This is a genomic window from Streptomyces sp. NPDC058985, from assembly GCF_042740985.1.
Taxonomy (GTDB): Bacteria; Actinomycetota; Actinomycetes; order Streptomycetales; family Streptomycetaceae; genus Streptomyces.
In genome coordinates this window covers 5,831-20,215 of the sequence record NZ_JBHYJX010000023.1, presented here as the reverse complement: position 1 = coordinate 20,215, position 14,385 = coordinate 5,831, and the positions used below count along the sequence as shown (strand labels likewise).

Below are 14,385 nucleotides of genomic sequence, written 5' to 3'. Positions count from 1 at the left end.
AACGCTGCGGTTAGGGTGCTCCTGTCCGCCGTAGAACAGGAGCACCCATGCCGCAGATCACCATCGACCGTTCCCCGTCTCTCGACGACGTCGACTGGGAGGAGTTCGCTCTCGCCCTGCACCCGGTGATCGTGGAAACGGTGGCCGCGCGGCTGCAGGCGTGCAAGACGCGGGTCCTGCGCGGCGAGGACGAGGTCGTCGGCGGCGAGAAGGAGCGGCACGCCATCGTGGACGTCTCGATCGCGCTGCTCGCCGGACGCTCCGACGAGGCCAAGGCGCGGCTCACCGAGGCCGTGGTGGAGCTGCTCCGCAAGCACGTCGCGCCCAGGGACGGCGTCACCCTGCACCTGTCGGCCGAGGTGCGCGATCTCGACCCGTCCTACCGCAAGGCCGAGGTCTGAGACAGGGGGCTGCGACAGGGCCCTCAGGACGCCAGCGAGATCAGCCGGCCGACCAGGTCCCCGAAGGGGCCGTCGGCCGGTTCGGCCTCGATGACGCGGCGCAGCAGGGCGCCCATCTCCTCGTCGTGGGCGGCGCTCACCGCGGTCAGCGCGGCGAAGTCGTGCACCAGCTGCGTCTCCAGTTCGGCGCGTGGGATGCGGCGCCCGTCCAGCCAGATCAGGGCCGTCGACTCGGCGAGCGAGATCCAGGAGCGGACCACCAGTTCCAGCCGCGCCGGCGGATCCGTGACCTCCAGGTGCGAAAGGATCTGGACATACGCGGCCTGCCGCACCGAGTCCACGAGGGCGTTGGTGGTCGAGGAGCCGACCGCCGGACCGCCGCGCATGAGGGCCGAGAAACCGGGCCCGTGCTCCTCGACGAAGTCGAAGTAGCGCCCCATCACCCGTAGCAGCCGCGCCCCCAGCGGGCCCTGGGCCGGCTCCACGAACCGGGCCGCCAGATCGTCCGAGGCACGCTGCAACGCGGCCTCGTACAGGCTGAGTTTGCCGGGGAAGTAGTGGTACACCAGCGGGCGCGAGATGCCCGCGGCCGACGCTATCTCGTCGATGGACACCTCGTCCGGCGAGCGGCGGCTGAAGAGTTCGAGCGCGACGCCGATCAACTGCTGCCGCCGCTCCTCGACGCCCATTCTGCGGCGTACCCCGGTAGTCATACGAACACCTTACCGATCGAATCCAGCCCCCGAAGGGCCGGACCGGGCATCGGTGTTCACATGTCGAGCACGAGCCGGGTGCCGCGGGCACGGGACACGCAGATGAGCATCGAGTCGCCGCGCTCGGAGTCGGTCAGCAGCTCGTCCCGGTGATCGATCTCGCCCTCCAGCACCTTCTGTTGGCAGGTCCCGCACCAGCCCTGCTCGCAGGAGTACGGGGTGCCCGGCAGCTCGGCCCGCACCGCGGCCAGCACCGACGAGTCGCCGGGCACGGTCAGCGTGCGCCCGCTGCGGTGCAGTTCGACCTCGAACTCGCCTTCGCCGTCGGCCGTGGTGCGCGGCGCGAACCGCTCCAGGTGCAGGGCGGTGCCCGCGGGGAGGCGTTCCTCGACGGCCGCGATCAGCCCCTCCGGGCCGCAGCAGTACACGGCCGTGCCCTCGGGCAGCTGAGCCAGGAAGGCGTCGAGCCCGGGCCGCCCGTCCTCGTCCTCGGCGACGACGGTCACCCTCCCGCCCTCCCGGTCCAGTTTCCCGATCTCCTCCAGGAACGGCATCGAGGCCCGCGTCCGGCCGCCGTACAGCAACCGCCACTCGGCGCCCTCCGGCAGCGCCCGCAGCATCGGCAGCACCGGCGTGATGCCGATGCCGCCGGCGACGAAGACGTACGCGGGCGCCTCGACCAGCGGGAAGCGGTTGCGCGGCCCGCGCACCTCCAGCTCCGTGCCCTCCTGCACCTGCTCGTGCACCTCGCGCGAACCGCCCCGCCCGCCCTCGGCCAGCCGGGTGGCGACGGTGTACGACGAGGTGTCCTCGGGGTCGCCGCACAGCGAGTACTGCCGCACCAGACCCGACGGCAGCACCAGGTCCAGGTGCGCCCCCGGCTCCCAGCGCGGCAGGTCGTGACCCTCCAGGCGGATCCGGACCACCCCGTCGGCCACCAGCTCCCGCGAGGTGACCAGCAGCGTCAGCGCGCGCGAGCGCGGCCGCCCCGAGACCGGCGGGTCCAGGGCGGGCATCGGCCACAGCGGAGAGCCCTGGACGCGGCGCCGCAGCGCCCGCCGGGCGACCAGCGCGGCACCGGCCGCGAGCAGCAGAGCCGTCGGTACGGGCCTCATGCGGACGCCTCCTGGAACTTCTCGGCGGCCACGGCGGCGGGGGAGGCCGCGAGATAGGCCACGGCCTGCTCGGTGGAGCCGAACTTGGACGGGTGGTAGTCCCGGCTCAGATAGCCGGGTATGGAGCGCAGTACGGCGCCGGTGGCGGGCAGCAGGCCGCTGCGCCCGCGCCGGTGGAAGTCGCCGAAGGTGGCGCGGCCGTCGGTCAGCGTCGGGTCGTTCGCCATGAAGAACCGGGCACCGCGCTGCCACAGGAACACCAGGGCCGCGAACGCGGTCGCCCAGGTGCGGGCCCGCCGCGCGTACCCCCCGTCCAGGTGCTCGAAGAGGTCGAAGGCCACCGACCGGTGCTCGACCTCCTCGGCGCCGTGCCAGCGCAGCAGGTCCAGCATGGTCGGGTCGGCGCCGTGCCGGTCGAGTGCCTCGGCGTTGAGCACCCAGTCGCCGAGGAACGCCGTGTAGTGCTCGATGGCCGCGATCAGCGCCACCCGCTCCATCAGCCACCAGCGGCGCGGCCGGCCCGGCGGCAGGGTGCGGTCGCCGAGCAGCTTCTCGAAGAGCCAGTCGACCTGCGCGGTGTACGGCGTCGGGTCGAGCCCCTGGTCCCGCAGGTGCGGCAGCACCTCGTCGTGGGCCTGGGAGTGCATCGCCTCCTGCCCGATGAACCCGATGACGTCCTCGCGCAGCCGCTCGTCCCGGATGAGCGGCAGCACCTGCTTGTAGACGTGCACGAACCAGCGTTCCCCGGCGGGCAGCAGCAGGTGCAGCACGTTGATGGTGTGCGTCGTGAACGGATCCCCCGGCACCCAGTGCAGCGGGGTGGCCTCCCAGGCGAAGGACACCTTGCGGGCCTTGAGCGGGACATGCGTGTTAGACATGGCGTCAATGTACTGACGGGTAAGGGTGCAGGGAACCCTCGTGCGCCCACTTGTTGACGCGGGTGTCAGCAGGGGGGTGGGATTGGTGGCCCGGGGCCGTTAGCGCAGTCCGCCGATGGTCCGGCCGTCCTCCAGCGTGCCCTGCAGCTCGGCGCGGGCACCCTGCTCGGCCTTGGCCGTCAGCAGGTTTCCGTCCGCCGAGTCGCTGATGCCGCCCGTCGCCTCGATCGACTCGGTGTCGCGGCTGCCGGCGGCGAGCAGGTACCAGTGCCCGCCCGCCGACTTCCACAGCACCCCGGCCAGGACGTGCGGGTCGCGTTCGCCGCAGGCGGGCACGGACTCCGCCTTGGCCGCCACCGCCCCCTGCGTGCCGCCCGGCGTGCGGAACTGGGCCAGCACCCGGGCCCCGTCGCCGCGCCAGGTCTCGGCCCGGGTGCACACCCAGGCGCCCGACCCGGTCGCGTCGGGCAGCGGCTGCTTCGCGAACTCCCAGGCGTTCACCGACCGCACCCCCTGCCCGCGCACCGCGCCGAGCGAGCAGGCGTACGGCGCCCAGGAGCGCAGCGCCTGAGGGCCTGAGGCGTCCCGCGCCGAGCCGGGACGGCCGGTGGTCAGTCGGGCCGGGACCAGCTCGCCGAGGTCGGTCACCACGCGGGTGTCGGCGCCGTCCGTCAGCTCCAGCACGTTCCAGGACGTGCACGCGCCCGACCGCTGCTGCGCCGGGCTGGCCAGCGGCGCGGTGACACCGTCGGTGAGCGCCAGCTCCCGCGCCGCGGCGTCCGGCGCGCCGAGGTCCCGCCCGGCCGCCTTCGTGATCCAGGGCGCCGTCAGATAGCGGACGTTGCCGTCGGCCCGGCCCAGGACCACCGCGGTCGCCCCGGCCCGGTCGGCCCCGTCGGTCCGCGCCAGGTCGAGGGCGGCACCGGCCGTGCCGTCCTTCGGCTCGGCGTACCGGACGACGCGCAGACCGTCGTGCAGGATCACCACGCGCGCGTTGTCGACGTCCCCGGCGTACAGCAGCTGCGGCGGCCCGGCCGGACCGCCGGTCACGGTGCCCGGCGTCGCGGACACCCCCACGCTCTCGCCGGGCCGCGCCCAGACGGCCAGGGCGCGGCGCAGCAGCTCCTCGTCGCCGGTGCGGTCACCGCGCGCCGGCCACACCGAGAAGTCCGTGCGCGCGGACGTCTCCCACGCGGTGGGGGCCACCTTCGTGAGCCTGCCGGGATCGAGGGCCGCCCGGGCCGCCGGGTTCTGCGCGTACGCCGGGGCGGCGGCACCGTCCGGACCCCAGCCGTCGCCGGGCAGGCCCAGCAGCGCCCCGCACACCACCAGGGCGGCCCCGGCGACCAGCGCCGCCTTCAGGTGCTGGCGCCGGCGCATCAGATCGGTCGGCCTGGCCTGGAGGGAGCAGGGGTCGAACTCGGGGGAGCCGAGGAGCGCGGGCTCGTCCGGCAGCGCGCCGGCCTCCCGCAGGGCGGCGTCCACGTCCTCGGCCCCGGCGGCCCGGAGCACCTGGCGGACACCGTCCTCGGAGAGCCCCTCCAGACCCCGCAGCGCGTACGCCGCCCGGGCGGGCCCGGAGAGCGCGGACAGCCGCTGGTCCAGGGCGAGTTCGTCGGCGCCGCCGGAACGCGGGAACAGCTTGAGGCCGCGGACGTGGGGCAGCAGGGGCGGCAGCTGGGCCCGCGTGGGCCAGGCCCGCCGCCGCAGCGGACGCCCCGCCTCCAGCGCCGTACGGACGACCCGCAGGCGGACCAGGGCGTAGCCGGGATCGACCTCCTGACCGGTCGACTGGGCCGGGATCACCGGGGTCGTCGTCCGGCCGCGGGGCAGCGCGCGCTGGGTGAGGGCGTGCGCGGTCAGGACGCGGCGGCCGCGGCCGAGACCCTGCGGCAGCACCAGATAGGCCAGCCGGGCCAGGCGCGGATAGTGCTCGACGAGCGCCGCCTCGGCCTGCTCGACGTCGACGACCGGGTCGGCCGGGGAGGTTGAGGGCGGTGCGGGGCGCGGGGCGACATCCTGTGGCTGCACGTTCAGCAGAACGAGCGAACGGGGGGATGGTCACCATGGGCGCCACCGGGGCGGGGGAGGGCTACTCCTCCGGCTCCACCAGCAGCCGGGCGTAGGCGGCCATCGACCGCTGGTAGCGCGGGAGGTGGGGGGCCAGGGCGCCGAGCACCAGCGACAGGCCCTCCCGGTCGCGGCCCATGCTCGACAGGCACAGCGCCAGTGTGGCCCGTACGGCGTCGTCCAACTCGTCCGAGGGAGCGACCAGTTCCGGCGAGAGCAGCTTCACGCCCTCCTCCGGGTGCCCGGTGTTGCGCAGGGAACTGGAGAGCTGGATCTTCGCCCGGCGCCCCTTGTAGGCGCTCGCTTCGCCCAGTCCGCGCTCCAGGGCCTCCCGGTAGAGGGGCACGGCGCGGTCGGAGTGGCCGGTGGAGTCCCAGGCGCAGGCCCTCTCGAACAGGGCGAGCGGGCTGTCCGCCGGCAGTTCGTCGGCGAGGGCGTCGATCACCGCCCGGAACTCGGCGGCGTCGTCTTCGGCGTAAGCGTCGAACGCCGTCCAGGCGGCGTTCACGCGGTCTTCCCAGTCCTGGTCCACGGCGCCACTTTCGCACGGGTGCCACCAGAAGGTCACCCGCATCCGTGAATACTTCGGGCCCCGCGCCCGTACCGATGACCAGAGCCCCTGGCCGGGGCTCCGTGCGGCATGTCGCCGGAACGGACCGGAGGAACACATGAGGCTGACCCGACCGATGCTCGCGCCGGCCGCCCTGGCGGCGGTACTGGCGCTGACGGGCTGCGGATCCGGCGGTGACGGCGAGGCCGCCGTGCCCGAGACAGCGACCGGCAGCCTGGAACACCTGGCCGCCGAGGCGAAGTGCGCCCCGAACATGCAGACCGACGCCGACACCATCCGTCAGGCCATCTGCGAGCAGGGCGACGAGAAGTACGTCCTCGCCACCTTCTCCACCGACCGCGGCCAGCGGGAGTGGATCAACACCGCCAAGGACTACGGCGGTTTCTACCTCGTCGGCCGCAAGTGGGTCGCCGTCGGCCACGAGGACGTGGTGGCCGGCCTGCGCGGCAGGCTCGGCGGGACCCTGGAGCAGGGAACGGTGCACGGCGGCGGCGGACACTCGGGCGGAGGCGGCGAACACGCCGGGCACGGCGGCTGACCTCCCGGGGCACGACGAAGGGGGCCGGTGGCGGAATCCGCCACCGGCCCCCTTCGTCTGCTCACCCCGTTCCGGTGCGGACTACTGGCAGTCCTCACCGCTGTTGATGCAGTCGACCACCTCGTTCATCAGGTTCTCGTCCATCACGTTGATGAAGTCGTTGTGATCGGTGATCGGCTTGTGCAGCTGCTCCGGGAAACCGTCGACGGCGTACGGGTTCTGCACCTGACCGTTCTCGATGGTCGGGGCGGGCACGTCGTACACCAGGCGGACCTGGAGCTGGGGGATCGCCTGGAAGCCGTTCGGGCAGCTGCCGTCCTGCTGGACGAAGGCGACGTGGTCCCGGTGGTTGGCGCTGTCGATGTTCTGGCCGTCCCAGCAGCTCTGGAAGTTGGACGTCCGCACGACCTGGCTGCCCTCCGGGCACAGCACGTACTTGTCCGTCACCTGCCTGTCCTCGAAGCCGGTGCAGCTGAAGGAGCTGTTGGCGTTGGCGACCCCGTTCGTGAAGGCCTTGGCGTCACCGGTGATGATGCGCAGGAACTTCGGCATCGCGACGACGTCGCTCTGCTGGTTGCCCACGAACTTGATCTCCGCCTCGGAGGCCTTGAGGATCTTGCCGACGTTGCCCTCGGCGCCACCGCCCAGGTCGCCCGCGTCGAACTCCTGGGTACCGTCCTGGAGCCGCAGCACCGGCCAGTAGTACGTGGACTTGTCGCCCTGGTTCTGGCACGAGGTCTCGGCGTTCGCGAGGTCCTCGTCGCTGGAGAAGGCGTCGTTGTCCTGGTTGCCGACATAGTCGTGCGTGTGGTGCGCGCCGTTGTCGACACCGGGGGCGACGATCAGGTTGTCGCTGTTGAACAGGTTGTTCTCGTTCACGCCGCAGACCGCGGTGAAGGAGCCCTGGGACCCTCCGTCCCCGTTGGCGGCGAAGCCGTTCTCCAGGTCCCTGGAGCCGGGCTGGACGTCGTTGATGTCCACGAAGTCGTCGGCGAAGGGGCCCGCGGCACCGTTGCCGTTGTCGCCCTGGTTCTGACCGCCGTCCTGACCGCCGTCCTGGCCTTGGCCGTTGTCCTGGCCCTGACCGTCGTTGTTCTGGTCGTCCTGGCCGTTCCCTTCGTCGCCGTTGCCGTTGCCGTCGTTCGGCTGGTCGACGCCCATGCCCCGGCACTCGGCGAAGCGGTCGAGGCCCTGCGGGGCGTTGCCCCCCACCCGGCGGATGTTGGTCCCGATCCGGTCCAGGGCGGCGGTCCGCTTGGACTTGAGGGGGCCGAGGATGGCGTTCTGGACGTAGCTCGCGTCCCCGGCCTGCGCCTGGCGCGTCGACGCGAGCCGCGCGTAGGCCTCGGTGATCTGCTTGTCGAGCTGCGCCAGTTCCTTGTCGACGCCGGCCCGCGCCCCCCTCGGCACCTTCCGCAGTTTCTGGCCGACGTCCGGGCACTGGATCGTGGCGACCTGCGCCCCCGCGGACCTGGTGCGGTTGTGCGACGACTCCGACTCGTGCGCCGAGGCGTAGAAGTTGGCCCAGACCAGCCCGCCCCCGCCGACCGCCAGGGCCGCCGCCCCGGCTACGACCTTGGTGGCCAGCGGCGAACGACGTTTTCTTGTATTGCGTCCCATGGAACTCCTCTGACTTCCTTGCGGGGCATCGAGGGCGCCCGACAGGAGTGAAGCGGCTCCCATGGATACGCAAGCCGCCGCAGGGGTGTTCACCCGTCACGGAGATTGCTGGGGCCCGTGGGGCGCGTGAGAGGGGCGAATGGGTCAGCGTCCGCGGTCCAGATAGGCGAGAACCGCCAGGACACGGCGGTTGTCGTCGTCCGAAACCTCGAGGCTCAACTTGGCGAAGATGTTCGCCGTGTGTTTCGCGATCGCCCGCTCCGTCACGACGAGCCGCCCGGCGATCGCCGCGTTGGTCCGGCCCTGTGCCATCAGCTCCAGCACCTCCAGCTCCCGGGGCGTCAGCCGCTCCAGCGGCCGGTCCTCCGCCGCACGCCGGCTGAGCAGCTGCTGGATGACCTGCGGGTCCATGGCCGTACCGCCCGCCGCCACCCGCCGCACGGCGTCCACGAACTGCTCGGCGTCGAACACCCGGTCCTTGAGCAGGTACCCCACCCCGCCGTTGCCGTCGGCCAGCAGCTCGCGCGCGTAGAGCTGCTCCACGTGCTGGGAGAGCACCAGGACCGGCAGCCCCGGGCGGTCGCGGCGGGCCTTCAGGGCGCACTGGAGCCCTTCGTCCGTCAGCGTGGGCGGCAGCCGTACGTCGACCACCGCCACGTCCGGTTCCCGTTCGGCCAGGGCCCGGGACAGCTCGGGGCCGGTCTCGACGGCCGCGGCGATCTCGAAGCCGTGGGCTTCGAGGAGCCGGACCAGGCCGTCGCGCAGCAGGAACAGGTCTTCGGCCAGGACTACGCGCAAGGGATCTCCATGGTGACCATGGTGGGGCCGCCCGCGGGCGAGCTGACGGCCAGGACGCCGTCGAATGTACCGAGCCGCCGCTCCACCCCGGCCAGCCCCGACCCCGCTCCGACCACCGCTCCGCCCTTGCCGTTGTCGGTGACGGTGACGCGGAGCCGTCCCTCGGTGTGGTGCAGGTCGATCCAGAGCCGGTCGGCGCCGGAGTGCTTCACGGCGTTGGTGAGGACCTCGCTGACCGCGAAGTAGGCGGCGGCCTCCACCGGCGCGTCGGCGCGGCCGGGCAGGTCCACGTTCACCTCGGACGCGACGGGCAGCCGCAGCGCCAGGGCCCGCACGGCGTCGCCGAGACCCCGTTCGGCGAGGACCGGCGGGTGGATGCCCCGCACGAGTTCGCGCAGCTCGGTCAGGGCCTCGGCGGAGGAGGCACGGGTCCGCGCGAGCAGCTCCCGGGCCTTGGCCGGGTCCTTCTCCAGCAGCGCCTCGACGGTGCCGAGGTCCATGCCCATGGCGACCAGCCGGGCCTGTGCCCCGTCGTGCAGGTCCCGCTCTATGCGGCGCAGTTCGGCGGCGGAGGTGTCGACGGCGTCGCGACGGGTCTCGGTCAGCACCCGCACCCGCTCGGCCAGTTCCCCCTGGCCGGAGCCGAGGACCGCGCCGGTGAGCCGGAAGTGGGCGTGCAGCAGGAGCGGGGTGAGCCGGTGGGCGACGACGAGCAGCACCGCCCCGAGGCCGGCGGCGTAGAGGGCGGACGTCTGGTCGGTGACCCGGACGAACCCGTACCAGTACCCCTCGGGCAGCACCCGCCACAGTCCGGCGGCGATCGCGAAGCCCTCCAGCGGGTAGAGCGCCAGCGCGAAGGCCAGCAGCGCGGTGACGAAGCCCGCCGTCATGTCGACGGGCAGCCACAGCAGGTCCCGCCAGGTCGCCGGGTCACGGAGCATCCCGAAGGTGCGCGCCCACGGGTTGGCGTCCGCGGGCAGCGGCCGGTACGCCCGTGGGATCCGCACCCCGCCCCACCGGGCGGCGAGCAGCCGACGCCAGTCCGCGAACGCCCGTACCCCGGTCAGCACCCACGGCGTGGTCACGATGCCGACACCGATCGGGACGAGGGCGATCGACACCAGCGCCAGGCAGAAGCACAGCACCGCCCCGGGCAGGGCGATGAGTGCCACCGCGAGTCCCCGCACGGCCGACAGCGCCACACCCCGGGTGCGTTCCGAACGGTTCCCGCTCTTCGTCTCGATGCTCATGCCGTCAGTCTTCCGGAGGCGGCGGCGCCGGTCACGGGGCCGGGCACCCGGTCAGGGGGTGGTGCCAGGTACACCCACGCCGGGCCCGTCCGCCGCGGTGAGGATCCTCGCCTCCGTCTCCGGGTCCAGGCCGACCGGCGGGCGGTCGGGGCGGTGGGGTGCCGTGCCGCCGATGCCGCGCAGCCAGCTCCAGGTGTCGGCGACGGTGTCCTCGGCGGGCCGGCAGCGCAGGCCCGAGGCCAGCGCCCGGGAGACGTCCGCGCTCTGCACGGCGTCGTGCAGCTCGCTGCCCGGCGGCGTCCACACCGGCAGTTGGCTCCAGGGCTCGACACCGGCGGCGAGCAGGGTGCCGGGGTCGGTCCAGCGGAGCTGAGCCGCGCCGCCCGTCGTCCGCACGCAGGCTTCGAGCAGGGCGCCCATGGTGGTGTGCCCCGGCGGGGAGACCAGGTTGCAGGGGCCGCTCAGCTCCCGCTCGACCGCGCCGAGCACCCAGTCGGCGAGGTCACGGACGTCGATGTACTGGAGGGGCAGGTCGTGCGGGCCGGGCGCGAGGACCGGGCCGCCGCGCGCGACACGGTTCAGCCACCAGGGGAGGCGGCCGATGTTCTCGTACCGGCCGAGGATCAGCCCCGCCCTGACGAGTACCGAGCGATCGGCGCCGAAGGCGTCCAGCACGGCCAGCTCGGCGCCGCGCTTGTCCCGGGCGTAGTCGAGCCGCCCGGCGTCCGCCGAGGCGCCCTCGACCAGCGGCGCCTCCTCGGTGTACCCGGCGGGCGGGGCCCAGGCGTACACCGAGCAGCTCGACACGTACACGTACCGGCCGACGCGCTCGCGCAGCAGCCGCGCCGTGTCCCGCACCGCGTGGGGCGCCCCCGACCAGGTGTCGACGACGGCGTCCCAGGAGCCGTCGGCCAGGGCGGAGAGCCCGTCGGGCGCGGTGCGGTCACCGTGCAGCGCCCGCACCCCGGGCGGCGGCGCGTGGCGCCCGCGGTGGAAGACGGTCACCTCCCAGCCGCGCCCGAGCGCCTCCTCCACCACGGCCCGCCCCACGAACTCCGTACCGCCCAGCACCAGTAGCCTCATGCGATCACTGTGCCCGGCCCGCCGCCCGGAGGGAACGGCGCTCTGCCGACAGCAGACGCTCAGCGCCCCGTGGGCGGCGTGTACTTGTAGCCGACGCGCCGCACGGTCTGGATCGTCTGCCGGTGGGCCGCGCCGAGCTTGCGCCGCAGCCGGGCCACGTGCACGTCGACGGTCCGGCCGTCGCCCACGTACCCGTAGCCCCACACCGTGGTGACCAGCTGGTCGCGGGTGTGCACCCGGTGCGGATGCGTCACGAGGTGGGCGAGCAGCTCGAACTCCAGGTACGTCAGGTCGAGTTCCCGCCCGTCCACGGCCGCGGTGCGCCGCGCGGCGTCGATCCGGACGAGCGCGTCGCCGTCCTCCGCGTCCGGCCGGGACGGCACGGCCGCCGGTCCGGCCTCGCGCGGGAACGGCGGCTGCTGGTCGGCCGGGACGAGCACCAGGTAGCCGACCATCGGCGGGCGCCCCGGCAGCGACGGCAGGGTGTGCGGGGGTGCGGGCAGCCAGGTGGCGCCCGGCGGCAGCAGGTCCGCGACGTCCACCACCTCGTCGCGGTCGACGGCGCGCAGCCGGTGACGGGGACCGCCGGAACCGGGCAGGCCGGCGGCGGGGGTGGGGGAGTCGACGGTGAGGGTGGACAGGGAACGGGTGGTCGCCATGAGACGTCAGCTCTTTCGCGCGAGAAGTTCGTCGGGAGGGGCGACGGGCGCGAGTTCATGGTCGGGCGCGTCGCGGGACGTACGTCGTGCGCGCCGGCCGAAGGCCTGGGATGTGCGGCTTTCTAGCGGGCCGGCGCGATCGTCGCGCGGCAACACACCCGGTCGAAGTCGTCGTGCTGACGGGAGGGCCAGAAGGGCTCGAGGTCATGGCGACCCGTCGCTGCGTACTTCCGGAAGCTGGCCATGGGCCCATTGAAGCAGACGGCGGCGCCGGGCAGGAGACTCCTCTCACTGCGTGGACGCGGACTGGCGTGAAGTGATCCCCGGCCGGATCATCCCTCCAGCCGTCTGCGCCAGTTCAGCGGGGTGACGGTGATCGCGCGGCCCGGATCGCCGTCCCATTCCGTGGACAGCCCGGACCCGGCGAACGCGGCCACTACCTCGCGCCCGACGGCCGCGCTCGTCTCCTCGGAACCGTCGAAACCGCCGTAGTACAGCGTGAGTCCGTACCCCTCGGCGGCGGCCTCGGTGCTCTGCTGGTGGAAGAAGACGAAGCCGCGCGCCCCCCTTCGCTCCGCGCCGATCTCCGTAGTGCCGCAGCGGCGGCAGCAGGTGAAGTTCTCCCGGGCCGTGAGTCCGGCCGCGTCCAGGGCCGCGAAGACCCGGGTGAGCCGGTCGGGGTCGGTGGCCGCCTCGCCCCAGGACTCCTGCTCCGCCAGCCGCTCCAGCCACAGCCGGTCCACCAACCGCCGCGCCTGGGCCCTCGACACCGGCCGTTCGCCGTGGTCGCCGCCCACGAGGTGGTCCTCGGCGATCTCGGCCAGCACCGACCGGTCGTCGTAGCCGCAGAGCAGCCGTTCGCGCACCCGCCGCTCGACCTGCTCGCGGACCTCGTCCGGCAGGTCCGGGACGTCCTCCTCCGGTCCGAGAGCGATCGGCTCCCAGCCGACGCCCGCGTCCCAGCCGGTCTCCTGGCGCGCCCAGCCGGTCAGCAGGTCCGCCACGCGGCCGGGGTCCGCGAGATCCGCCCCGAAGAACGCGTCCTCGGCGGCCCGGTGCTCCAGCCGGTAGTCCCCGCCCTCCTCGTGCCACACCTGGGCGAACACGTCGGGGATGTCGGGTATCCGCTGGACCACCAGGAACCGGTCGCCGGCGGCGCCGATCCGCGTCACCAGCCCGCGCAGCTCCGCCGCCGTGATCCGGGAGTGCGTCCGCCCGTTCTCCGTCTCGACCTTGATGGTGAGGCCCCCGTCGTTCTCCATGTCCCCACCATGGCACGCGCCACTGACAAAGCGCGGGGGCGTCCACCGTCGCGGTGGACGCCCCTCGGGAGCGGGTGGGGCCTTGGTCAGACCTGGCCGGCCTTCTCCAGCGCCGAGCAGCAGGTGTCGACGAGCAGGCGGGTCACCACGTACGGGTCGACGTTGGCGTTGGGGCGGCGGTCCTCGATGTAGCCCTTGCCGTCCTTCTCGACCTGCCACGGGATGCGCACCGAGGCGCCGCGGTCGGAGACGCCGTAGGAGTACTCGTTCCACGGGGCGGTCTCGTGCAGGCCGGTCAGACGGTCGTCGATGCCGGCGCCGTAGTTCTTGACGTGGTCGAGCGGCTTGGAGCCCTCGCCGAGCGACTCGGCGGCGGTGATGATCGCCTCGTAGCCCTCGCGCATCGCCTTGGTGGAGAAGTTGGTGTGCGCGCCCGCGCCGTTCCAGTCGCCCTTGACCGGCTTGGGGTCGAGGGTGGCGGAGACCTCGAAGTCCTCGGCGGTGCGGTAGAGCAGCCAGCGGGCCACCCACAGCTGGTCGGAGACCTCCAGCGGCGCCAGCGGGCCGACCTGGAACTCCCACTGGCCGGGCATGACCTCGGCGTTGATGCCGGAGATGCCGAGACCGGCCTTCAGGCAGTTCTCCAGGTGCGCCTCGACGACGTCACGGCCGAAGATCTCGTCCGAGCCGACACCGCAGTAGTAGCCGCCCTGCGCGGCCGGGAAGCCGCCCTCGGGGAAGCCGAGCGGGCGGGCGCCCTTGAAGAAGGTGTACTCCTGCTCGATGCCGAAGACCGGCTCCTGCGCGGCGAACCGGTCCGACAGCTCGGCCAGCGCGGCACGGGTGTTGGACGGGTGCGGCGTCATGTCCGTGTCCAGGACCTCGCACAGCACCAGCACGTCGTCGCCGCCGCGGAGCGGGTCGGGGCAGGAGAAGACGGGCCGGAGCACGCAGTCCGAGGAGCTGCCCTCGGCCTGGTTGGTGGAGGAGCCGTCGAAGCCCCAGATCGGCAGGGCGTCGAGACCGGCGGGGGCACCCGTGATGATCTTCGTCTTGGAACGGAGTTTGGCCGTCGGCTCGGTGCCGTCGATCCAGATGTACTCAGCCTTGAAGGTCACGGGGCCACATCCTTCGGGGTGGGTCTACGGGCGCACTTGCGGGTGCTGCGGCGCTGCGGCACTGGGGCGCCGCCTCTACTGCGCAGCAGCGTGTCAACAGGCGATTTCCCGACCGTTGCCCATGTGTGAACCCCGTGTTACCTGGGGTGAGTGTGGCCCGTCTCTCACGGCGCGCACGGGAACAGCGGGCCATGACCCCGCCGGGGTGGGGGGGCGGCCGGGGGCGCGCCCCCCCCCGGCCGAGCAACCCCGCCCGGGGGGGAGACCGACCCCCCCAAAAACAAAAAGACCCCCCCGCCCAGCCCCCCA

At 73.2% G+C, this 14,385-nt stretch carries 14 protein-coding genes; 2 read left to right on the top strand and 12 right to left on the bottom strand.

Annotation, left to right across the window (positions count from 1 at the left end):
• The first annotated feature begins 47 nt into the window (after positions 1-47).
• Entirely contained in the window at positions 48-401 is a 354-nt protein-coding gene (locus tag ACFW01_RS20935) for a 5-carboxymethyl-2-hydroxymuconate Delta-isomerase (RefSeq protein ID WP_384505430.1), read from the top strand.
• A gap of 23 nt (positions 402-424) precedes the next feature.
• On the opposite strand, the gene ACFW01_RS20930 is transcribed toward ACFW01_RS20935, so the two are convergent.
• The 5 genes from ACFW01_RS20930 to ACFW01_RS20910 form a co-directional block, all read right to left on the bottom strand.
• The gene (locus tag ACFW01_RS20930; RefSeq protein WP_234954662.1) at positions 425-1,090 is read right to left on the bottom strand and encodes a TetR/AcrR family transcriptional regulator; all 666 of its coding nucleotides are present in this window, start codon (positions 1,088-1,090) and stop codon (positions 425-427) included.
• A gap of 80 nt (positions 1,091-1,170) precedes the next feature.
• Positions 1,171-2,229, bottom strand: coding sequence for a PDR/VanB family oxidoreductase (locus ACFW01_RS20925; RefSeq protein WP_384505427.1), 1,059 nt, complete (start codon positions 2,227-2,229; stop codon positions 1,171-1,173).
• Positions 2,226-3,107: a metal-dependent hydrolase gene (locus ACFW01_RS20920; RefSeq protein WP_384505424.1), complete on the bottom strand. Its 882-nt coding sequence runs from the start codon at positions 3,105-3,107 to the stop codon at positions 2,226-2,228. The genes ACFW01_RS20925 and ACFW01_RS20920 overlap by 4 nt, the downstream gene beginning before the upstream one ends.
• A gap of 99 nt (positions 3,108-3,206) precedes the next feature.
• Positions 3,207-5,138: a hypothetical protein gene (locus ACFW01_RS20915; RefSeq protein WP_384505421.1), complete on the bottom strand. Its 1,932-nt coding sequence runs from the start codon at positions 5,136-5,138 to the stop codon at positions 3,207-3,209.
• 61 nt (positions 5,139-5,199) lie between these two features.
• Positions 5,200-5,751 (bottom strand): tetratricopeptide repeat protein, encoded by a 552-nt coding sequence (locus ACFW01_RS20910; RefSeq protein WP_234953922.1) that lies wholly within the window; start codon positions 5,749-5,751, stop codon positions 5,200-5,202.
• Positions 5,752-5,845: 94 nt separating this feature from the next.
• Here ACFW01_RS20910 and ACFW01_RS20905 point away from each other — a divergent pair, with 94 nt between their 5' ends.
• A complete protein-coding gene (locus ACFW01_RS20905; protein WP_384505418.1) occupies positions 5,846-6,286 on the top strand; it encodes a hypothetical protein in 441 nt (146 codons plus the stop codon).
• 81 nt (positions 6,287-6,367) lie between these two features.
• Here the strand turns inward: ACFW01_RS20905 and ACFW01_RS20900 are convergent, their stop codons facing one another.
• From ACFW01_RS20900 to glnII, 7 genes are all read right to left on the bottom strand, one after another.
• Complete coding sequence (locus ACFW01_RS20900) at positions 6,368-7,906, bottom strand: DUF1996 domain-containing protein (protein ID WP_384505415.1); 1,539 nt, start codon at positions 7,904-7,906, stop codon at positions 6,368-6,370.
• A gap of 144 nt (positions 7,907-8,050) precedes the next feature.
• Complete coding sequence (locus ACFW01_RS20895) at positions 8,051-8,704, bottom strand: response regulator transcription factor (RefSeq protein ID WP_234953916.1); 654 nt, start codon at positions 8,702-8,704, stop codon at positions 8,051-8,053.
• Positions 8,695-9,954, bottom strand: coding sequence for a sensor histidine kinase (locus tag ACFW01_RS20890; RefSeq protein WP_384505412.1), 1,260 nt, complete (start codon positions 9,952-9,954; stop codon positions 8,695-8,697). Before ACFW01_RS20890 ends, ACFW01_RS20895 begins: the two co-directional genes overlap by 10 nt.
• A gap of 51 nt (positions 9,955-10,005) precedes the next feature.
• The gene (locus ACFW01_RS20885) at positions 10,006-11,037 is read right to left on the bottom strand and encodes an SDR family oxidoreductase (RefSeq protein ID WP_384505409.1); all 1,032 of its coding nucleotides are present in this window, start codon (positions 11,035-11,037) and stop codon (positions 10,006-10,008) included.
• 59 nt (positions 11,038-11,096) lie between these two features.
• Complete coding sequence (locus ACFW01_RS20880) at positions 11,097-11,696, bottom strand: winged helix-turn-helix domain-containing protein (RefSeq protein ID WP_384505406.1); 600 nt, start codon at positions 11,694-11,696, stop codon at positions 11,097-11,099.
• A gap of 332 nt (positions 11,697-12,028) precedes the next feature.
• Positions 12,029-12,958 (bottom strand): DUF6891 domain-containing protein, encoded by a 930-nt coding sequence (locus ACFW01_RS20875; protein ID WP_384505403.1) that lies wholly within the window; start codon positions 12,956-12,958, stop codon positions 12,029-12,031.
• Between the two features lie 86 nt (positions 12,959-13,044).
• The gene (glnII, locus tag ACFW01_RS20870; RefSeq protein ID WP_234953906.1) at positions 13,045-14,076 is read right to left on the bottom strand and encodes a glutamine synthetase; all 1,032 of its coding nucleotides are present in this window, start codon (positions 14,074-14,076) and stop codon (positions 13,045-13,047) included.
• Between the last annotated feature and the right edge of the window lie 309 nt (positions 14,077-14,385).